The 22,175-nt window shown below is 49.7% G+C and carries 17 protein-coding genes; 1 reads left to right on the forward strand and 16 read right to left on the reverse strand.

Features of this window, described 5'->3' with window-relative positions; translation table 11 throughout:
• Positions 1 to 116: 116 nt before the first annotated feature.
• The 7 genes from AC58QG_RS33425 to AC58QG_RS33455 form a co-directional block, all read right to left on the reverse strand.
• Positions 117 to 962: a helix-turn-helix domain-containing protein gene (locus AC58QG_RS33425; RefSeq protein WP_497366340.1), complete on the reverse strand. Its 846-nt coding sequence runs from the start codon at positions 960 to 962 to the stop codon at positions 117 to 119.
• 32 nt (positions 963 to 994) lie between these two features.
• Positions 995 to 1,687 (reverse strand): phytanoyl-CoA dioxygenase family protein, encoded by a 693-nt coding sequence (locus AC58QG_RS33430; RefSeq protein WP_497366341.1) that lies wholly within the window; start codon positions 1,685 to 1,687, stop codon positions 995 to 997.
• Between the two features lie 142 nt (positions 1,688 to 1,829).
• The gene (locus AC58QG_RS33435) at positions 1,830 to 2,486 is read right to left on the reverse strand and encodes a M48 family metallopeptidase (protein WP_497366342.1); all 657 of its coding nucleotides are present in this window, start codon (positions 2,484 to 2,486) and stop codon (positions 1,830 to 1,832) included.
• Between the two features lie 213 nt (positions 2,487 to 2,699).
• The gene (locus AC58QG_RS33440) at positions 2,700 to 4,439 is read right to left on the reverse strand and encodes a GTP-binding protein (protein ID WP_497366343.1); all 1,740 of its coding nucleotides are present in this window, start codon (positions 4,437 to 4,439) and stop codon (positions 2,700 to 2,702) included.
• A gap of 1 nt (position 4,440) precedes the next feature.
• Positions 4,441 to 5,364: a sulfate adenylyltransferase subunit CysD gene (gene cysD, locus AC58QG_RS33445; RefSeq protein WP_497272079.1), complete on the reverse strand. Its 924-nt coding sequence runs from the start codon at positions 5,362 to 5,364 to the stop codon at positions 4,441 to 4,443.
• Positions 5,365 to 5,631: 267 nt separating this feature from the next.
• Positions 5,632 to 10,515, reverse strand: a complete 4,884-nt coding sequence (locus AC58QG_RS33450; RefSeq protein ID WP_497366344.1) for a DUF4132 domain-containing protein — start codon at positions 10,513 to 10,515, stop codon at positions 5,632 to 5,634.
• Between the two features lie 15 nt (positions 10,516 to 10,530).
• On the reverse strand, positions 10,531 to 10,950 hold the full coding sequence (locus AC58QG_RS33455; protein WP_497366345.1) for a hypothetical protein: 420 nt from the start codon (positions 10,948 to 10,950) through the stop codon (positions 10,531 to 10,533).
• Positions 10,951 to 11,040: 90 nt separating this feature from the next.
• Here AC58QG_RS33455 and AC58QG_RS33460 point away from each other — a divergent pair, with 90 nt between their 5' ends.
• Positions 11,041 to 11,181 carry a hypothetical protein gene (locus tag AC58QG_RS33460; RefSeq protein WP_497366346.1) on the forward strand — a complete coding sequence of 47 codons (141 nt, stop codon included), beginning with the start codon at positions 11,041 to 11,043 and terminating at the stop codon, positions 11,179 to 11,181.
• Between the two features lie 286 nt (positions 11,182 to 11,467).
• On the opposite strand, the gene AC58QG_RS33465 is transcribed toward AC58QG_RS33460, so the two are convergent.
• From AC58QG_RS33465 to AC58QG_RS33505, 9 genes are read right to left on the reverse strand one after another with little or no spacing between them, the layout of a single operon-like run.
• Positions 11,468 to 12,946, reverse strand: coding sequence for a sensor histidine kinase (locus AC58QG_RS33465; RefSeq protein ID WP_497366347.1), 1,479 nt, complete (start codon positions 12,944 to 12,946; stop codon positions 11,468 to 11,470).
• Positions 12,937 to 13,692, reverse strand: a complete 756-nt coding sequence (locus AC58QG_RS33470) for a response regulator transcription factor (RefSeq protein ID WP_497366348.1) — start codon at positions 13,690 to 13,692, stop codon at positions 12,937 to 12,939. The genes AC58QG_RS33465 and AC58QG_RS33470 overlap by 10 nt, the downstream gene beginning before the upstream one ends.
• A gap of 55 nt (positions 13,693 to 13,747) precedes the next feature.
• Positions 13,748 to 14,620 (reverse strand): hypothetical protein, encoded by an 873-nt coding sequence (locus AC58QG_RS33475; RefSeq protein ID WP_497366349.1) that lies wholly within the window; start codon positions 14,618 to 14,620, stop codon positions 13,748 to 13,750.
• A 35-nt stretch (positions 14,621 to 14,655) separates the two neighbouring features.
• On the reverse strand, positions 14,656 to 15,909 hold the full coding sequence (locus tag AC58QG_RS33480; protein ID WP_497366350.1) for a copper amine oxidase N-terminal domain-containing protein: 1,254 nt from the start codon (positions 15,907 to 15,909) through the stop codon (positions 14,656 to 14,658).
• A gap of 13 nt (positions 15,910 to 15,922) precedes the next feature.
• Positions 15,923 to 17,281, reverse strand: a complete 1,359-nt coding sequence (gene glmM / locus AC58QG_RS33485; protein ID WP_497366351.1) for a phosphoglucosamine mutase — start codon at positions 17,279 to 17,281, stop codon at positions 15,923 to 15,925.
• A gap of 24 nt (positions 17,282 to 17,305) precedes the next feature.
• Complete coding sequence (locus AC58QG_RS33490; protein ID WP_497366352.1) at positions 17,306 to 18,067, reverse strand: sugar phosphate nucleotidyltransferase; 762 nt, start codon at positions 18,065 to 18,067, stop codon at positions 17,306 to 17,308.
• 24 nt (positions 18,068 to 18,091) lie between these two features.
• Positions 18,092 to 19,921 (reverse strand): glutamine--fructose-6-phosphate transaminase (isomerizing), encoded by a 1,830-nt coding sequence (glmS, locus tag AC58QG_RS33495; RefSeq protein WP_497366353.1) that lies wholly within the window; start codon positions 19,919 to 19,921, stop codon positions 18,092 to 18,094.
• A 32-nt stretch (positions 19,922 to 19,953) separates the two neighbouring features.
• Positions 19,954 to 21,309 carry a nucleotide sugar dehydrogenase gene (locus tag AC58QG_RS33500; RefSeq protein WP_497366354.1) on the reverse strand — a complete coding sequence of 452 codons (1,356 nt, stop codon included), beginning with the start codon at positions 21,307 to 21,309 and terminating at the stop codon, positions 19,954 to 19,956.
• Positions 21,310 to 21,341: 32 nt separating this feature from the next.
• Complete coding sequence (locus tag AC58QG_RS33505; protein WP_497366355.1) at positions 21,342 to 22,157, reverse strand: response regulator; 816 nt, start codon at positions 22,155 to 22,157, stop codon at positions 21,342 to 21,344.
• Between the last annotated feature and the right edge of the window lie 18 nt (positions 22,158 to 22,175).

Below are 22,175 nucleotides of genomic sequence, written 5' to 3' on the forward strand. Positions count from 1 at the left end.
ACTCGCGCCCAACCGTATATTCATACTTCGTACGTTAACTATAAAGCGTTTTCATTCTTTTTGTCAATCATATTTTTTTTGAGTATAAATCAATCCGTGTTGAAAAGGTGTGGGCTTCATAGCTTCTTCGATAGTTTAGCATAAGACGAAGGCGTCATTCCGGTAATGCGCTTGAACACCCGACTAAAGTAAAACTCATCTTCATAACCGACAAGCTTGGAGATGTACGTCAACGTCAATCCGGAGCATACAAGCAACTCCTTCGCTTTCGCAACTCGCAGACGAATGATGTAATCCTTCGGCGAGAATCCGGTTAGCCGTTTAAACTGCCGGGAGTAATACCCCTCGCTAAGCCCAGCCGTCTTAGCCAACTGTTCAACTGTCAAAAGAGACTGAAAATGCTCCTCGATATATTGGCAGGTGAACTGAATCGCAGAATCCGCATCGCTGCTGTATTGTTGATCATAGATTTGATTAATGATTGTAAGCCATAGCTCCCGAAAGGCCAAATTACAACGATATTGGGAGATTGGATCATAGGCCTTCCATTGCTGAAACACCTTATCAAAACATCTTCGGACTTCGGCTGGCCGATCCGCCATAAGCCTGCCACGTAGAGGACTAAGCCAGCTATCTGCGGACTCGAATACCCACGTTTGCTTCTCCTTATAACACATTTGGTAGTCAAACCGAATATGGTAGATTTCTACGTCTTCTTGATCCGAGATCAACCATTCAAACGTCGTCTCTGGAACGAACACCATGATGGAGCCCGCTTCCAATTCATATTTGACGTTGTTCATCACATAGTAACCCGTACCTCTTACAATATAATGAATAGAATGGATGTTATGCATGTACGGCTCTTGATACCTGCCAGCTGGGAGTATCGTATTGCCGGCAAATGTGATCGAAAACACAGATTTATGAAAATGATCCGCCAGTTGGGTCGCGTTTAACACTAATTACTCTCTCCTTGAAAAAGGAACTGTGACTAGATCACTGGTCGCAGAACAATGTGCTGTTTCCCCCGCCCGATCGCCACCGTTGCCTCCTGATACGATACAATGAATGCTCGTCTCACTTGATCCGTTTCGTTGCCTTTCGAAGAATGCCAGGTGAGTGCGTTGAAAAGCAATATGGAGCCCGCCTTCATTCGCACCGGTTCGGCTGTCGATAAGTCCACCTGATCTTCAATCAATGCCTTGCGGCAAGTGCCATTATTTTGAACCATATACGACTGCAACCCTTGCTTATGACTCCCAGGAACGATCCATAGGCATCCGTTTTGCTCATCCGTATCCTGCAGCGGTACCCAAATGGACATCCGAGTATCACTGTTCACAACCTCCGTATAGTAGGCATCATCCTGATGCCAGTGACATACCGATGGACTGTGCGGCAGCTTGGTCAACAGCTTTGAAGAAAAAATTGCAATACCCGGTTTCACAATATCTTCGATCAGGTTCAGGATACGCTCGTCATGCGCGAACTGTTTTGTCTTATCGGTCAGCATTGCTAGCTGATACGTAAAACCCTCATGCTCCCCCGACGATTGGGCCGGTGCTTCACAGCGATCAAGCTCTTGGTTCATCTCACTTAATTCTTCCATTGCAAAAAGATCCGCAACCACCACATAACCAAACTCATCATATTGCTTCTTCTCGTCTACCGTCAATTTCCTCACCTGAATCACTCCCTCAGTAAGTGCTTGATCGTATTGTAGCACTTGGCTTTTGTAGCCCACCATGGAGAAAACCGATAAGAGATCTGGACAAATCTGATGTTAGTTTACGTTGCGAAGAAAACTCCTCGGATGAACGCTTACGTTAGAGGGTCATCGCCTGGCCGTACCGGGCTAGGTAGGCTTCCTTCTCTTTATAATCCGGCATAATGCTGCCTACACGTCTCCAGAAGGAGCGATCATGATTCATATGCAAGAGATGACACAGCTCATGAACGATGACATAATCAATCACCTCGACGGGCGCCATGGCTAGCCGATAATTAAATGTTAGCTTTTTATCCGAGCTGCAGCTCCCCCACTTCGTTCTCGACTCATCGATCTCGATCGTCTTAGGTTTGACTTTTAGTTGGGTTTGATAAGTTTTGATGCGCTCCGCTACAACCTTCTTACAGCTGGCAAAATAGAACTTCTTCAAGTTGATTTTCAACTCGTCTTGCGAGAGACCATTCGTTTCGATTAACTCATGGAGGAAATGATATTTCCCGAGATGAAGGAACTTGCCTTCGTCTTCGTATTCTCTGACCTTAGGGATGGGTTGCCGAGCTCTGCTGATGGCGTTTAGCTTATCTAAGATAGACTTGCTGTGTTGTTGCACAGCGCTGATGATTTGCTCCTGACTGGTGTCATTAGGAGCTTTGATGGTGATGAAACCTGTGTCATCGATGTGGATGTAAAGCTTTTTGCGGATGGCATATTGAACGTTGATGTCTATGGTTGTGTTATCGAGTTCGATTTTCATGGGTATCATCGTTTCTGTAGGGGGATTTTGTGTAACGGATAAAAAAGGGGAGATCCCCTCTTCTCGTTCCACTATTGTATCAGAGTGTGGTTTAGTTATGGTAGGGGGGACGTTTGTCAGAGACATACTTCACAAAAAAAGTCCCTACATCACTGTTTCAGGTAATGTAGGGATACTATTATTCGAAGACTATTTCGTTGCGCCGATTTGTTATTAAAAATTAAGGAATTGTCCGACACTACTCTCATTGATTAAATATTTGATAATTCGTTTCACTACATAATTTGCAGCTTCTTCGGTTGAAAACTTGTTTATATCAATTACAATTTCTGGATTCCCAGATATATAATTTGTGCTCGAGCTGCCTGCAAGCGATCTATTAACATAAACTTCAAAATACTCTTTGCCAATGATGTCACGCGCGGTTTCTCGGTCGTTTCCGTTCGGGGAATCATTCGATACCAATGCAATAAGTCCAGCATCGTTCATCAATTTGGCAACTTCTGCTAATCGCTGCAGCGATTCTCCTTGGCCATTCTTGAGTAACATGGTATGGTGGCCTGTCGATACCAAACGTTTTTCGACTTCCCTCGCAAGGGCCGATTGATCTGAATGCGAACCAGTGAACCAAAGGGTCAATGGATTCTGCCCTTTTTGCTGAGCACGAACATCTCTGGTGACTTCCGTATCTAGCCCTACAGCATTGTCGGAGCTTTGAAGGGTTTGTTCAATCACGCCGCAAGCAGATGTCATATTGGTGACGCGATCGATCAGAATAAATCCGCCTATGCTTTTGTTTTCTTCAAAAGAATCAATTACGATACTGTCAGATAAAGAAAACTCACATGTGGCCAATTCATTTTTGACAATATGGTCGGTTGGAACCGTTTTTCCTGTATTAATTTCGATTTTATGCTTAATGGCCGTTACGGTACCTGGCAGGATCTTCGTTCCTACTTTGACCAGATAGTTTTTGCCTGGCGTCAGCACAGAATCATCCATCCAAAGGATCGTAGCACTAAAACTGTCCGCCTCTTGAAGCTGACTATCCTTCGTGAATACACAGCCCCGCGAAACGTCGACTTCCCGATCCAATTGAATGGTCACGGGCTGTCCAGCATAGGCATAATCGCGATCTTGGTCTCCCACGAGGATCCGTTTGACTTTCGCCTTCTCATGACTAGGCAACGTTATCAGCTCATCGCCAACCGCGATACGCCCAGCCTCAATTTGGCCTTGGAAACCGCGGAATGTATGATCCGGACGGCATACACGCTGAATCGGCATCATAAATTGCTTCGTATTGTCGCTCTGATGAACGTCCACATTTTCCAAATACGGCAGCAAGGCAAGGCCTTCGTACCAAGGGGTATTTGGTGATTTTTTCGTAATGTTATCCCCTTCTGTGGCAGAAACAGGGATCACCTGAATGCTGTCAAAGTGAAACTCAGCGGTCAATTGCAAGAATTCTTGTTTGATCGCATCAAATATCTTAGGATCAAAGCCCACTAAATCCATTTTATTCACGGCTAAAACAAGATGTTTAATGCCCATAAGTGCGCAAATCCGAGTGTGGCGCTTAGTTTGGGTAATAACCCCTTTCTTTGCATCCACAAGAATGATAGCCAGATCCGCAAAAGATGCGCCAACGGCCATGTTACGGGTATATTCTTCGTGTCCAGGCGTATCCGCTACGATGAACGAACGGTGGTCCGTCGTAAAATACCGATAAGCCACATCAATCGTAATGCCTTGTTCGCGCTCCGCCAGTAACCCATCTAGAAGCAAGGAATAGTCAATTTTGCCGCCGCGGCTGCCAAGTCTGCTGTCTAGTTCTAGCGCTCTTTCTTGGTCGGCGAACAAAAGCTTTGCCTCATAAAGCATATGTCCAATCAGAGTGGATTTTCCGTCGTCCACGCTTCCGCAAGTGATAAATTTAAGAAGACTCTTCATTTTAGAAATAACCCTCCCGTTTACGTCTTTCCATACTTCCAGCCGCTTCTTGGTCAATCACCCGCGTTGTCCGTTCGGATGACACCGCACCCAGGGTTTCTTCAATAATGGCATCAATTGTATTCGCCTCTGACTCAGCACCGCCAGTAAGAGGATAGCAGCCTAATGTACGGAAGCGCATCTTCTTCATTTCAATTTTCTCATGAGGCTCAAGCTTCATGCGATCATCGTCAACCATGATGAGATGTCCGTCGCGTTCGAGTACAGGTCTTTCTTTTGCAAAATAGAGCGGCACAATATCAATATTTTCTCTGCGAATGTATTGCCAGATGTCTTTTTCCGTCCAGTTGGAAATTGGGAAGACGCGGATGCTCTCGCCTTTATTAATTCTTGTGTTAAAAAGCTTCCACATTTCGGGCCGTTGATTCTTCGGATCCCAGGCATGGTTCTTATTTCTGAACGAGAAAATCCGCTCCTTCGCGCGCGACTTCTCCTCGTCACGTCTTCCGCCGCCGAATGCAGCTGTAAATCCGTATTTGTCCAATCCCTCTTTTAGGGCTTGGGTTTTCATAATGTCCGTATACGCGGAACCGTGATCGAACGGGTTAATCCCCTGCTCAATGCCCTCCTGATTGGAGTGAACGATCATGTTGATTCCGAATTCTTTGGCTTTGCGGTCGCGGAATTCAATCATTTCTTTGAACTTCCACGTCGTATCAATATGCATGAAAGAAAATGGCGGCTTCTCCGGATAAAAAGCTTTCAGCGCCAAATGCAGCATCACGGAACTATCTTTCCCGATTGAATACAGCATCACAGGTTTTTCACATTCCGCAGCTACTTCTCGGATAATATAAATCGCTTCAGCTTCGAGTTGATCCAGATGTGTCATTTCATCTATAGAATCAAGTATCAGTTTTTCCATGGAAAGGTGCCTCCTTTTAATTCTTACTAAATCTATCGCCTTTCTTTATATCCTAACAGATTCTGGCTTTCATGCAAAGTGGAAGAAAGTAAAAAACTTAAGTTTTCTGCCATTTTGATCGAATTCTGTCGGACCTTTCTCGGAAAAGCATGGGCATTCGTACACTCGTTCATTATATCCAATTGCTATTCTTCTCGTGATAAAAATTCAAAAAAGCCAGGAAGAAGTAAAAACTTCTTCTCTGGCTTTATCCACTGCTCCCACTCTCTACACATACTGCCCCGCCCGCAACTGCTCCAAAATCTGCGGATCCTTAATCTTCGTATCCTGCGTTAGCAGCACGATTTTGGACAAGATCTCCGCTGTCTTCGGATCCTCATCCATAAACGGCAGGAACAGCCTGCCGCGATGCTGCGAATGGACCGGCAAAATATACAGCGTCCCGGCCGCCTGCTTTTGCACCGTACCGCTGCCGAGGTGCACGCCGTACTCGCCAAGCGCTCCCGCCACACGCGCAAAGTTCCCCTCCAATCGCACGTTGGCGATTTTCAGCAGACGCAGCGACTCCGTGACGATCGCTTTGCGCAGCTCAATCGTGGTCAGGCTCGCCTCTGGATCAACGCCACCGGCATGTGCCGTGCTCACGACGAGATCCACATCCCGCATAATTTCCGAGAAAATGATACCGGGAATCCGGCTCAGCTCGATCGGTTGATACGTTTTGCGATCCATGAACGAGACGGTCTCCAAGGTCGGCGCCTCGATCTCCGAAGGCGAGAACCAGTCCGCGAGTGCATACACCTGCGCAATGATGTTCTCTTTGTGGTAGACCTTCTGCAGCCCTTCCTCGTAGCTGACGGTCCACAGCCGCGTCTTCAGCAGCGCAGCCGCTCGCTTCGGCTGGATCTGATGCCCGGCGTATCGCCGCGACACCGCGCCGCTCGCCAGTTCATCGCTGTTCGGGAGATACAGCTCCCGAAACACCTGCTTGAACGGCTGCTTCAGCTGCCGGTCGAACAAAAGCTTTTGATAGCGGCTCCACTCCCCGCTCTCGTACAAATGCAGCGGATGTGCGATATAGATCGCATCCGCCCCTTCCAGCGAGACGGCTTCGCCCGTCACACTAACCAGAGCGCCGTCCTCGTAGAAGCCGAACGACGATCCTCTTTTAAAAACTAAAGTCCGCAAAAGAGGCGCAATCGTCGGATTCTTCATCAGATTAGCCAGTTCCGTGTATGTAAAGCTGCTCTCCGCCTCCATGCATTTCTCGAACTCCGCCTTCGCCCGCTTGAACTGATCCCTTAGGCTCGAGACGGTTTCCTTCAAGGTAGCTACGTAAGGATGCTTGTTGTACTTGGGCGGAAGCGACTTCAGCGACTTGCCGTTCTTCGTGACCGCGATCTCTGCCCGGCCATTCCCATCAATGGCGAGCTTCACCTCGATCTCCTCAATCGCCATCGGCTCAAGCAGGTGCAGCACTTCTTCCATTTTGCGTGCTTCCATTTCCCATTTCAACCGAATCACGTCGGGATAGCCGGCATTGCGGGACAGATTATCGAGGGCAATCGCCGAAGCCTTGGCTTCGCTAGCGCTGCGCTGGGCACCAAAACTTTTGCTCTCTTTGAGGAAAAGTTGAATCACCTCATACCGTTCCAGTACATCCCGGTCCTGGTCCTCCCCGTTAATCGGAATGAGGCTGTAGCTCAGCAGATGATCCTTGTTCCGCTTGATCTCCACCGAAGCCCGCATCTCCGCCAAATCCAGCTTCCCAAGCACCGCATCGGCAAATAGCTGCGACCTCCTATGATTCGCCCCCGCCGAAATATACTTCGCGCACTGATACAGCACGTTAAAACGATCCGCGCCCAGCTCCGCATAAGCATCCCGAAACCAACGAATATCGAAAGCGCCATCGTTAAAATCAGCCGGAGAGATCGGCGAGTAATGCGCGACAATCGTTTCTTTTTCCGCTGAGAAGCTCTCATTAACATGAGCGTGAAAATACCAAGCGGCGCTGCGCAGTCCGTTCCAATTCAGATGCTCGGCAACCAGCTCGAGCCATTGAGGGGCGTACATAGCGGCTTCGAGGAGCCGTTTGTCGGCAATCTTTTTCCCCTTCAGCAACCTGGCCAACTTCTTCACATCATCGCCTTCCGCCGGATGACAGACGCGCAGCAGATGGCTTAGCGCTTCCTTTTTCGTCCTGCTGCCATAGATGTAACCCCGAACGAACGATTCCCGGTCCAACCCCGACAAAATCGCGATAAAATCCCCCATGCCCTCATAACGGTCAATGCCCATTGCCAGATCCGACACCTCCGTCGGCAGATCCCCGCGGTTCAGCTCGAGCTCCAGAATAACGGCAAGCACCCGCTCCTTAAAACGCCCCATCGTCGGATACTCCTTCACGAAATCCTTCCGGGTTCCGGTGATCGTCCAGATGTGCTGCCGGCTTCTTTTGCGCGACAGCAGCTCCTTATAGACCTCATCGTCATCGATCAGCCCCAAATCTAGCGCCCGCACAAACTCACCTAGCTCCGGATGGAATTCCTCATAATGCGTGAGCCGATCCAAATTCAACTTCATGGCAAAATAATTTAAGAAAGAACGGTCATCGTACACGCTGCTGCCAGCCCAAGAAAGCCATGGCGACGAAAGCACCGCCCAGGCTTTGCTGTTCTCCTCCAGCTCCCGTTTCTGCAAAGCGCGGATGATTTTGTTCAGGACTTGGCTCGATATCGCGAAGCGTTCTTCTTGGTCACTATCGTCAAAATAAGCCAAGACAAGCTGCCGAACCTGCCCCACATAAGGAAGCGTCGGGAGCCATTCAGCGAATGCACGGAACGTTGTCATCGGATACAGCTCCGTTACAAACGCCTTGCCCCAGTCCCCCAAATCTTTATACCGGTGACTCTCCCAGCCTGTCAGCTGATTGCTGCTGTACTTATAAAGCCAGTCGGAGGAAAAATAAAACATCATCTGCACCAGATCACGCGCCGAACACCTATTCGCTTCCCAATACTGCTTCCACACCTCCGCCAGCGGATAGCCCTCCAAATGCGTCTGTTCCTGCTCCTTCTTGTAGTATCCTTGTAAGCGTTCGAGCCTAGCCCCCAGCAAAAAGCTTTCCTTATGACCGGCATATCGCTCCACCGTATATTCATAATCCCGATGCGCATGGATTTCATCCGACAAGCCTTGAAGAAAACGCTGAATCACGGTGAACGACAGATTGAGCACACTTTTTACACTTTCACCGTCTTCATCCGGCAAGGGATATAGCCTCTGTTTCTTCGCTGGGTCAAATAACCCGAACCCGTTATGAAGCCCTTTGGGCTCCTTCTGTCCGAGGCGCTCCATCAGAGGCTGCTCCTTGTTCGTTGGCTCCTGAATCGAGGCAATGTGCCGCTTCACCCGCTCGAACTCCGTCCCCCGCTTCTCGTTCTCCTTCAAAATGCACAACATTTCCAAAGCTCCCAGCCGCTGCAGCTCTACCGGACTTGCCACGAGCGTTTCAATCGCATGATCCAGCTGCTCGAGGTCCTGATTCAGTAAAATCTTAATGGCACTCTGCCGAAGCGCACCCGTTTTCAGCTTTAACAGCCCTTGCACCAGCTCCACATCCTGTGGGGTGAGCGCCATTTCACCAATGCGGGCGAGAGCCGCCTCGCGGTTGGATACACTTTTGTCCGATAAGGAGTCAAAAAGGTACTGCCTATGAATGGGATTGGATACATCCTGTATAAAAGACTGAATGATCGCGCTGCGCAGATTCGGACTCACCCGATCTTTGAGGGCAATCACCTGTGCGATCAGCTCAGGGTCCAGGTCGTAGGCGACGAGGTAAAGCATCTTATTCGCAATCGTATCCGTGCTGTGGGTGTATGTCCGCCATTCAAAAACCTGCGACTGCTCCGCCACCTCCGCCTTCGGCATCTGGAGCAGCATCGTGCGAAGCAACTCGAACTGGCGTACCCGCTCCTCCTTCGACTCCAACAATGGAACCCGATCGATGATCGGCTTGTTCTGCAACTCCTCATAATCAGGATGCGACCGCCATGCTCGCGACCAATGGTACACATAGTTCGTCAGTACCAGCGACTGCAGCTCGAGATTCGACTGAGCGATGTAGGGGGCGGAGAGGGAGAAGCGAAGCTCATCATTTTGGCTCTGCATGAGAAAATATTGCGCAACGATCTGCTGATACGTCGCGCCGTGCTCCATAATGTGCTTCAGGAGATCAGGAAGACGTTCCTCTTCCCTGACTGCCGTCGCCCATAGGGCAAAATAAAGCTTTTGGACATCGTTGCTGTTCGCCCATTCCTGACACAGACTTTCGTCGCTGATACACCTGTACGCATAGTCGATACCTTGCTTCACGATCCGCGTGTTCGCCGCCTCAAGGCTAAGCCCGGTCCAGACGTCCAGCGCCCGAACGACCGAGCTGTAGCGGATAAAGTCATGCTCAATAATCACCTTGAGCAGCGAGGCAAAAGCCTCCATCGTGCCCTCGTCCATCGCCTCCACGATGCTTTGGCGCAGTCCTTCTTGCAGGCGTGCCGCGATCAGCATTTGGCCAAGCATGTGATGCACGTCCGCCTGATGGCAGAAAACCATGCCGCGAATCATCGCCCGGTTCAGAAGTGCTGTATTGTTATCCCCGTAAAGTATATCTTTAAGGGCATTAAGTATCTTAGGGTTATTGCTGTCTAACTCATAAGCAAGTAGGTAAGGAATCATCGAGCTGTCTGTCGGTTTTTGTTCTGAGGACGTGAGATAAGTAAGAAGAGAAAAGTTCAGTTTGGATAAATCGTACAGGGCATACAGCTTCCGCAACACACTTTCGATGTGGACGCGAGAATTCCGAGTTCGGAAGGGCCGGCGATAATACCCGACACTATAGGGATACTCCGTAATGTGGATCGTTACATATTGCATGATCTCCGCCGGGTAAGCGCCAGCTTTCTTCTGAACGATCGGGATCAAAGGGGCAAAATACGACTCCTGCTTCCCTTGCGCAGCTATTTGGTCTAGGAGCGTTCCGATCTCCCTGATGTGTAGGTTCCTCTCGTGCGGCACCTTCTCCAAGTTCTCCAAGAGGAGACTTTCCAACTGTTTCGTTGCCTCGTCTTTCCGCTGAAAAAATAACACGTCAAGTTCCCTCCCTTACCATAGTCGGCCGGCTAACATCGTAAACTTGATGAACGCGATGTCATCCCCGTCCCTCATGTCTATGCTGGCGTCCAGCTCCGTAGCTTCCTCATCGCGAATAAACACGCGGTACAGCCCATCTTCAAATGCCAAAAGCGCCGCAGCGATCGCCACCGCTTCATTCGCCTGACGGTCGTCGTACCGGGTACCGAAGCCGACCTTGCCCTCGGCCCCTCTGGCCTCAACCTCCTCCTGCGTGAGGAAGGCGATCAGGGGCTGGTCCTCCGCCCGCTCGTTGTACAGCCGAACGTGATGCGTGACGATCTCTTGGATCAGCTCCCGAAGAGTAGCCGGTGTGGAGGTGAGCACGTACGCCTTCTTCGTGAGAAAAGGCTTCCGCTTGCCTATACTTTTTACCGTAAAATAAATGTTCATGGCTTCTCCTTTTGCAATTGGAGTAATAGGTAGTAATTGGAAAAATAGGATCTAGACTTATGATAGCACGCCAGTTGCGGGGATGGGTAGGTGCTTTGGGTAGAGGAGCTTAACTGGATTGCACAGTGGCGGTGGGTAGATCGGCTTGCAGCTGCAACCCGTGGAGCATGTTCTCGAGGATCCGCTTTTAGTCATATTGTAAGGATTGCGGAGGCGCTGGATAGCTATTAGGATTAACTGGATTTCCTACACTATTTCCGGGTAAAACTAGACTTTCGGGAGTTTAACTGGATTTTCTACATCTAATTTTGCTCGAAATGTCCCGTTTGGCGAAATTGGCCTGAAATAACGGGAGGAAATCCAGTTAGTTTGCGAAATGCCGTAATTTCGCTTGAATTAACTGCAGAAAATCCAGTTATTCGCTTGACCAGGACGCCTGTGACTAGCGCCGATATATGTTAAAGAAGACCGCAGAAAAGGAACCCTCCCTTCTCTACGGTCTTCCTATAAACACAAGCTATCCAACACCAGCTAACTTCACCAACGGTTGCACATGCGGACGGCTGTCATAAAGCGGAATTCTAACCTCAAAGGCGCTTCCGATCCCGAGCTCACTTCGCACGCGAATGCTTCCGTTGTGTAGCTCGACAAGCTCTCGCACAATGGCAAGTCCCAGACCGGATGAGCCTTTATGCTTCACGGGTCTGCCTCTCTCCACTTTAAAGAAGCGCTCCCAGATGAGCCCTTGATCCTCCGGTGATATACCGATTCCCGTATCGGTTACCGTGATGAGGACACACCCTTCCGATGGAACCGCCATCGCCTTCAATTCTATCGAACCGTTCTCGGTGAACTTAACGGCATTTTTGATCAAATTGTTTAAAATTTGTTCCAGTCGATCCGGATCGGCGTGAGCCTGTGGCGAATTTTCATCCACAAGACAGTGAATAACCGTCCCGCGGAGTTCTGCTTCCGGTTGGAATTTAAAGGCCAGCTTGGACATCATCGCCTGAACATCAACCGCCAACCACACAAGATCGATTTCCTTATTTTCCAGCTTCATTAAATCCGTAATATCATCGACCAGCCGGTTCATATGTAGAGTTTCGTTATACATGATTTCGTAATATTTATCCCGCGATCCTTCTTCGATCAAACCATCCTGAAGTGCCTCCAAAAAACCCCGCATCGCCGTAAGCGGCGTTCGCAGCTCATGGGAAACATTAGCCAAAAAGTCATGCCGCAGCTGATTCAGCTGTCTCTTTTCCAAATCAACGCGCGCAAGCTGCTCCACCATGTGATTAATGGTCGTTGCCAGCTCACCAATCTCATCCTTGGAATCTATTTGAATTCTCTCACTGTAATCACCGATGGCAATCTTGGCTGCCGCCTTGTCGATCTGTTGGATAGGTCGGGTAATGGACCAGGATAAATAGGAGGATACACCAAATGAAAAGAATATACCGAGCAGGGTAACCCAAAGGATGGTTTCTCTAAGCTGAGAGATGGTCTCATTCATCCCTTTAAGAGGCGAACGCAGTACGATACCACCGTATACGTCGTTGTCTTTTCCCCATGGGACGGCAACCGAAAGCATGCCTTCCTTAAGACCATCGGATTCATTCCATATGGCAGGTTCACCATTCAGGACTTGGTTTATCACTTCCGTACTGACGACCTTGCCTACATTCACCTCATCCTTTGAAGAGGTAGTAACGACATTTCCGTCCAAGTCAAATATCCAAATACGCGAGTCAAAGGCTTGATCGAAAAAGTGCAGCTGCTCCTTAAATCTTTCACTCGGTTCCATCTGATCTTGAATGGCGAGATTAACCTGCTTGGCTTGCCGGATCATCTCATTACTTTTGGAGTCGACGATATAATCCTTGGCAAATAACGAAATAACGAGCCCCACCGCACATAGCCCCAGAAGCACCGTTACGATGGAGCTGGTCAACATTTTGCGGAGAATGCTTTTATTTGGATTTAGGTACATGCGGCTACCTCAAATTTATAGCCTACTCCCCAGATCGTGTGAATGCAAACATGATGACACGGGCTTAATCTTTCACGAAGTTTTTTTATATGAACGTCCACCGTTCTCATATCGCCTAAAAAATCATATCCCCACACCTGCTCCAGCAGCTGTTCTCTCGTAAACACGTCGCCCGGAGATTTCGCAAAAAATGCGAGCAGTTCAAACTCCTTGGGGCGCATCTCAATTTTCATACTCCCCGCGAGCACCTCTCGGCGGTTCACATGAATAACCAAATCATCAAACTCATATTGGATGGGTGCATCCACCTCAATAATCGGCTGTCCCTTCTGCATTCTGCGAAAAATCGCTTTAATGCGCGCCACCAGCTCCCTCGGACTGAAGGGCTTGGTCATATAATCATCGGCGCCTAGCTCAAGGCCCAGCACCCGATCAAACTCATCGTTCTTCGCGGTCAGCATAATGACCGGCACATCATAACGCTTGGTAATCTCACGGCACGTTTCATAACCGTCGAGCCCCGGCATCATCACATCTAGTATCACGATATCAGGCTTAACTTCTGCTAACATGGTCAGGGCCGCGACGCCGTCAGGGGCTTCGATTAAATCGATGAGCTGCTGACGGAAATAGAGCCGGATGATTTCTCTCACATTCGGATCATCATCCACAATCAACACTTTCCAAGTCACAAGCGGTTCACACCTTTCTATGATCCTCTCATAGATTTCAGTAACTATTTCCATTTTAAGGGGGTAACCCAAAAAAAGCCCTCTATAAATAGAGGACTTGGAGCTATTTTCACCAAGAAGAAAGTGCCGTTCTTTTCCATGTATTAGGTGCCACACACACATAGACAAACCCGTCATCCCACGCCATCTCCCCCACTTCTCCAGGGGCAGTAGACGAGGCCGGCGTCATAGATTTCCTGATGCGGATGCTGTCATCACTGACGTCGAGCTTGGTCTTGGCGTCCGAGTTTCCAATACCGATATTACCGCTGCTACGACTTATGGTTAAGGGATTGTCCAGTGCTTTGCCGTCATCTGAATAACGGATAATTTGCAGATTGGAGCCGGCATTTCCTCCGGTTTCCTCGGAGGTGTCTGCACGCATCGCCCAGCGAGGCGTCGTCACGTTCCCATCATCCGATTTGGCCCAAGTCAGATCACGATTGACGCCACCGGTTCCGGCAATTCTTAGAATCCCATCCATCACATTGAAATTAGAGGAATGCGTGCGAATTTCAGCGACATCCTGGTCGAACGGAATTTCCAAACGCGTAAACAGCTCATTTGCGTTTTTGCCGTCAGGTGCCATCGTCGTTTCGAATGACATGTGATTATGATCGTGCTGCTCCGGGTTATTCGCTTTGGCATGAGCAATGATAGCCGCCTTGTCCTTTCCATTCTCATCCAGCCAAGCGATGGCCGGCTTCGCTCGGTCTTTCGTCCACTGCAGCCGAATGAGATCTGACAAGTGGCCTTCCGAGGAGATCCACTGCTTATCTGTAGAAAGATGAATCCGATCATTATGAGGAACCTCAAGGCCTCCACCCGGTAAAGACGATTCCTGAAAGGAGCCGGCCGTCTCATTGCCGCCTGCGAAGGCCATCCCTGAGACACCGAGAGCCGCACCAGCCAATAGTGAGATCATCAAACCCATTTTTTTCATTTTGCATCCTCCTCCTTTTTGTTCATCGAACCCGTTCAACGATTAGCGTTCAAAAGTTCGATCCACCTCACGTAATCATGGATAGCGATGCCGATATAGCTCGGATAAGGGGAGAGGCTTTCCTTGACCTGTTTCAATTCCGACTCCATAATCGAAGAATTCGAGTTATAAAAGGTCGTGTAATCGGCTTCCTTACTGGGCAACGTATCCACTGCAATAACCGCCTGTTTCTTCAGCGTAGCTGCTTCTAAAATGATGGATTTGGCTCTGGCAATGATGCCGTTGCTACCGAGTGCCGTATTACGATAAGCCATAATAACGACACTATCCGCCTTCTCTAACAGCCACGCGCTAAAGGAATAGCTGGATCCCGGAACGGTAAGGGTGTTTATCCAAAAGGGAATATCGAAGGCCATCGTCATGCTGCGATCCTTGCTTTTCACTTCCGATTCGATGAATCTGATCGTATCCATCCACTGTTCGAGCACCCAGGTCTGATTGGTCTTCCACATGTCCAATGTGTAGGGTTCAATATCAAAATGGAAGCCTTGGAAACGTTCTAACGCACCTACCGAAGCGTTATATTGCGTAACCGCTGCAATCCATTGTCGGATATAGATATGGTTATTGTCATAGATCCAATCCGATTGACCGGCCAGCGCCTCAACCTTGATGCCCAGATCATTCGCTCTGCGGATGAAATTTCGGTAAACGTCCTGACCCGGATACGTTTTTTCATAACGTAGATAAATGGCAGTCAGTTTTTGGTTCGCTGCAAACTGGAGGATGCTATCCGCATTCGTCTCAATCAGCTTGCTGTCCCAGATCCAAGTGGACCTTTGCGCTTTGTCCGCCGAAGTGATCAGTACCAAATTCCGTTCTCCCACCCAATCGACATCGGCCCCGAGGCTCTCACTAACCGCTCTCAGCGGAACCATGGTTCGGTCATTTTTCAGGACAGCCGGAGCGTCTAATTCCACCTGCTTGCCGTCAACCGAAGCAACTTTTTGACCAATGGTTAATAATGTTGTTGCATGCTGACTGCGAAAGGTTACCTGTTCCAGGGAACGATCCCATGCCACTTCAGCCCCTAGTTTTTCGGCAATTTCTCTTGCTGGCACCATTGTACTACTCGTCTGTTCATCGATGTATGGCTGGGCATCCGTAAAGGCTATCTTTTCCCCGTTGACTTCCACCCCAAGCTCAGTGATAAGAGAGTACACCGGGAAAAATAAAGGAACACTTGTTAACATTTGAATAAGAACCAAGCATATAATCGTCTTTCTCATAGGGACTAATGGATTAAACCATGCTATATTCAAGCTCTTCCTTTACCACCTCTACAATGCCTTCCACATAACCGGACAACTCCCTTTCATCCGGTCCTTCAGCCATCACACGCACCAGTGCCTCCGTGCCCGAAGGCCGCACCAAAACACGACCGCGCCCGGCCATCTCACCTTCCACCCGACGGATTACGGCAGCGATTCGGCGATTGCCTTCCAGCTTGTACTTATTCTTCACTCGAACATTAACCACCAACTGAGGGTATTTGACGACGGGTGACACGAGCTCGGACAAAGGCTTGCCTTCTTGAAGCATGACCTGCAGCAGCTGAACGGCCGATAACAGGCCATCCCCTGTAGTCGAATAATCCAGTAAAATGATATGTCCGGAAGACTCACCGCCTAAGTTGTACCCGCCATTCCGCATCGCTTCCATGACATGCCGGTCTCCGACCTTGCTTTTTAACGAGTCGAGACCGATGGTTTGCAGCGCTTGATGAAAGCCAAGATTGCTCATGACGGTAGAAACGACGGTGTTTTCACTCAGCCGACCTTGCTTGGCCAGACAAGCGGCAAGGATATAGAGGATGTGATCCCCGTCCAAAATCTCGCCCTGTTCATCAACCGCAATCAGCCGGTCCGCATCACCGTCGAACGAAAGTCCCGCATGGGCTCGATGTTCCAGCACAGCCTTACGCAGATGCTCCGGATGCGTTGAGCCGCAGTCCTGATTAATATTTAAACCATCCGGCTGATGATGCAATAGAATGGTCTCTGCACCCAATTCGGTGAATAGCTGCGGAGCTAGCAAGGAAGCCGCCCCGTTCGCACAATCGAGCACGATCTTGCAGCCTGACAGCGGTGCCACAGCCGTCGACTTCACGTAGCTCACATAGTCCAGTGCGCCCTGCGGATCATCACGCAGAGTGCCAACCCCCGCCCCCGTAGGGCGAGAAGTTCGATGCTCGTCACCCTGCAGGCGACTCTCTACTTCCACTTCCCACGCATCCGGCATTTTGAAGCCGTCCCTGCCAAAAAATTTAATCCCGTTATCCTCCACCGGATTATGAGATGCTGAGATCATCACCCCTGCATCCATGCCTGAGTGCCGTGTGACATAAGCCACACCCGGCGTCGGTAGTACACCCAGCCTTACGGCATCCGCCCCGGCCGATAACAACCCCGCAGCCAAAGCTGCTTCTAGCATGTGCCCGGAGATGCGGGTATCCCGTCCGATGACGACGGTAGGCCGTTTACCTTCACAACTGTGCGACAGCATGTAGCCGACAATTAACCCTAATTCAAAAGCCAGTTCTGGCGTTAACTCGCGGTTGGCAACCCCTCTGACGCCATCTGTACCGAAAATAGCTCCCATATTAACTCTCCTCCCTATAGCTTGTTATGCAAAAATCCCCATGTTTTCATAAAAGGCCCGATTCGCCTCCTCCAATTGTTCAGGGGTGTTAATTCCCATCACCTCTGTCGGATCGTCGAGGATCATCGCTTCGAATCGCTTCTGGCCACCGGAAATACCAGTCTGTCGCATTACCTTCACGATATCGGTCAAGTAGTACTCCTGCTGCGCATTGTCATTGGTAATGCCAGGGAGCGCTTGAAACAAGCTTTCATTATCGAAACAGAAAATCCCCGTGTTAATTTCGTTAATCCATTTCTGCTCAGGCGTTGCGTCCTTCTCTTCAATGATATCGACAACTTCGCCGCTTGCAGGATCTCGGATAATTCTTCCATAGCCGGTTGGATCCTGAACGATTGCGGTCAATACCACACCAGCACTTGTTTTTGCTCGCTGGGCCGCCAGCAGCCGTTCGATGGTGGATTGCCTGATGAGCGGCGTATCGGCCGTAAGCACCAAGGTCGATCCGCTGCGGTTACTGAGCAGACGCTCAGTCTGCTGAACGGCGTGTGCCGTTCCAAGCTGATTCTCCTGCTGGACGTAGGTAACCCGCGCTCCCAAGCACTTCTTCACCAGCTCTCCCCGATGCCCGATCACTGCCATAATCCGAGTGATCGGCATCGCTTCCAGCTTGCCCACCAAACGGGCGATCATCGGTACGCCTCCGACGGGATGCAGCACTTTGGGCAGCTCCGATTTCATCCGTGTGCCTTTCCCTGCCGCTAACAGAATAGCGAATGCTTCCATGTGGTTCAGCTCCTCTCCGGATGGTTATTCAACCGTCACACTTTTGGCCAAGTTGCGCGGTTTATCAATATCGTTCTCCAGAGCCAGGGAGGCGTAATAGGAAATTAACTGAAGCGGTACGACGGCCAATATCGGTGCCAGGAGCTGGTGAGATGGCGGGATGAAACAGATTTCATCAACCGCGTTGAGCAGCCCGACATTGCCTTCCACCGTAATCCCCATGACATGTGCTCCACGGGCTTTAACTTCTTTAATATTGCTAACTGTTTTTTCGTACAGATCCATCTGTGTAGCCAGCGCAATCACCGGCGTATCCTTCTCGATCAGCGCCAATGTGCCGTGCTTTAGCTCTCCGGCTGCATATGCCTCCGAGTGAATATACGAGATCTCCTTCAATTTAAGAGAACCCTCAAGCGCAACGGCATAGTCCAAGCCCCTACCGATAAAGAATAGGCTGTCCGCATCTTTGATCGATTCCGCATACAGCTTCACTTCGTTGGCGTTTTCCAGCACCTTCTCCACCTGAACGGGAAGTGCCTTCAAGCCTTGGACCAACTCCGAATGAAGCTCGGTAGACAGCGTCTGTCTTTCCTGGGCAAAGTAAATGCTGAACAAATAGAAGGCGAGCAGCTGAGCGGTATACGCTTTCGTCGATGCCACTGCAATTTCCGGACCGGCCTTCGTTGCGATGACATAGTCCGCATCTCGCGCCACAGAACTGGTTGGCACATTCGTAATGGCCAATACTTTAGCGCCTTGCCTTCTACTCTCTTGCAGGGCAGCAAGCGTATCCGCTGTTTCCCCAGATTGGCTCACGACGATGACGAGCGTTCGATCCGTGATGATCGGGTCACGATATCTGAATTCCGATGCGATATCGCACTGCACCGGGATTCGCGTTAGCTTCTCAAGGACCGTACTGCCGACAAGTCCGGCATGATAGGCGGTGCCGCAAGCCACGATAAAGATTTTATCCACATGTTGAAACACGCCTGATGCGTGCGCCAGTTCCGGGAAAATCACTTCGTCCTGATCGTTGATGCACCCGAGCATCGTATTCCGCAGCGTTAGCGGCTGTTCGTGAATTTCCTTCAGCATGAAGTGCTCAAACGGTCCCTTCTCGACCTGATCTGCGCTCCAATCGATATGCATCAGCTTACACACCGCCGGCTCCCCTGTCTCGACCTTCGTGATAGAGATACCCTCCTGTGTCACGATGGCCAAATCGCCATCCTCCAAAATATATACCTCACGGGTATGCTCAATAAGAGCGGAGATGTCCGAAGCTATGAAGTATTCTCCCTGACCCGCACCAATAACAAGCGGACTCGATTGTCTGACCGCGATAAGCTTATCTGGCTCATACTCCGTCATGACACCAAGGGAGTAAGACCCCTGTAGTCTCTGAACTACCGCAAGCATGGCGGTATAGATGTCGCCTTCATAATGCTCGGCAAGCAAGTGAGCAATCACCTCGGTGTCAGTCTCGGAAGCAAAGGTGACGCCATTTTGCTCCAGCTCTATTTTCAGATCCATGTAGTTTTCCACGATGCCGTTATGCACGACTGTAAATTTCCCCGACATATCCGTATGTGGATGGGAGTTGACATCCGACGGTCTGCCGTGAGTAGCCCATCGCGTATGCCCGATGCCCATCGATCCTTTCAACGGCTGTTTATCCAGCTGAACCGATAAGTTAGCCAGACGTCCTTCGGCCTTGCTAATCTTGACCTGATCCTGCACGAGTACAGCGATCCCCGCGGAATCATATCCTCTGTACTCCAGCTTGCTTAATCCGTTCAGCAGAATCGGCTGTACATCTCGCTTTCCAATATATCCTACAATGCCACACATCGTTGTTTTCTCCTCTCTCTTCTAGGATAAGTTTAAACGCCTACTGCGAGCCTCACTTCTCGCTTGCGAATACCCGTACCCAGTCTATAAATATTATCAGCTTGAATATCTACAAAAGCGTTGCGCGTATCGATAATCGGTACGCCTAGCTCCGCGAGTTCACGGTTGTTGAAGCAGCGGTGATTCGTAATTAGCACCATGCCGTCATATTCGGCAAAAGCGGACAGATCGTAATTCACAGATTGTACCGTCTCACCATCTTTATCGAGGAAGGAAACGGCATGCGGATCATAATAGTCCACATGAGCTCCGCTCTCCCGAAGAAGCTCGTACAGCTCCAGCCCCGGGGATTCACGGAGATCATCCACATCCGGCTTATACGCCATGCCTAGAATAAGAATCTTCGAATTGCGAATGGATTTCGCATACATATTCAGAATCTGCGAAGCTTTATACCGGACATACTCCGGCATATTATCATTGATGGATTGTGCCAGCTCGATAAACTTGCTGTAGAAGCGGAATTCCTTCGCTTTCCACGATAAATACATCGGATCCAGCGGAATACAGTGACCGCCGATGCCAGGTCCCGGATGGAACGGCATAAAGCCAAAAGGCTTCGTCGACGCAGCCTTAATGACCTCCCAGACGTCAATGTCCATTTTGTCGCACATCATGGCCATTTCGTTAATGAACGCAATGTTAATACTGCGAAACGTATTCTCCAGCAGCTTGGACATCTCCGCTACTTTCGGCGAGGAGACAGGTACGACGTCCTTCACGACATGGCTGTATAAGGTTACACCGAGGTCGATGCACGCTTCCGTCGTACCGCCGATAACCTTTGGCGTATTAAAGGTATTGAATTTGGGATTACCCGGATCGACCCGCTCCGGCGAGAAGCAGAGGAAGAAGTCCTTGCCCACCTTGAGTCCTTGCGCTTCCAGCTCGAACTGGATGAGTTCCTCCGTCGTTCCCGGATAGGTGGTGCTCTCCAGGATGATCAAAGCTCCGCGCTTGAGATTTTTCTTGATTTCCCGGACTACACTTTGAATATAAGAGGTATCCGGATCTTGATTTTCACTGAGTGGCGTTGGTACACAAATACTGATCGCATCCAGCCTTTGAACCGTATGGTAGTCGTCGGTCGGAATAAACCGGCCGGACTCGATTGCTTTCACCACTTCTTCGCTTGGAACGTCTTGAATATACGATTGGCCGCTTTGAAGGGACTCTACCTTCCGGAAATCGAGATCGATGCCGTATACCGTAAACCCACCCTTCGCCATCTCCATACATAGAGGCAGCCCTACATAGCCGAGACCGATGACCCCGATTTCGGCCGTTTTTGTCTGAAATTTATATTTTAATTGGTTATATGCGTTCATTATGATTCCACCCTCTCACGTTATCTCGTTTATTAGCTCAGACGGGAGCTCAGTTTTTTGATTCTCCACTCCAGCTCCGAAATGGAGAAGGGCTTCGTCACATAATCGGATGCGCCCAATTCAAAGGCACGATCCATACTTTTCGGCAGCTGCTTATCGGTAAGAACGATGACTTGTCCTTCGCCGTCATAATTCCTCTTGATTTTGTCGATCAACTGGTACCCGTCAAGAATCGGCAGGTTCAGCTCCGTGATCACCAAGTTTGGCATTGTTTTCTCAAATTTCTCGAGCGCTTCACTACCATCCTTGGCCTCTTCTACCTTGTAACCGTTAATTTCAAGTCGCAGCTTGACGAACTCTCTGCTCACCTCGTCCGGATCGGCGATGAGAATCGATGTAATTCCCTGTTGAACCCCATGATTCATGAACAGGTGAATATCTCTGCTCTCCCCTTTTCCATGCAGCGTCGTTTGGAGCATCTGTGACATCGATTGTTCCGTCAGCTCCCCACTCTCCGGAAAGCTGGCGACGACCGTCTGACCTTCGAGCAAATCTTGCTGGTCCAGGAACTCTTTGAGCACGAGCGATGCGTAATGGGTATTGATAAGTTTTTGCCCAGACAGAACGATTCCGAGAAGGCCGCTTGGATCCAGGTAGAAGCAATGGATTGCTGTCTCCGGCTCAAAGCCGCTCACATAGGTCTGCATTTGTTCCAGTACCTTCTGGCCCACCGCTGCGCATGGCGCAAGGATCATCCCGCATGGAGCACCCTTTTCATAGGAAGCCTGAACTTTTTCTGCTAATTGCAACATTGCTTCTTGAATCGGATCATGAACTAGTACCGCCATCTTCTCCACTCCTCTTAT

The sequence above is a fragment of the Paenibacillus sp. J22P169 genome (assembly GCF_059691995.1).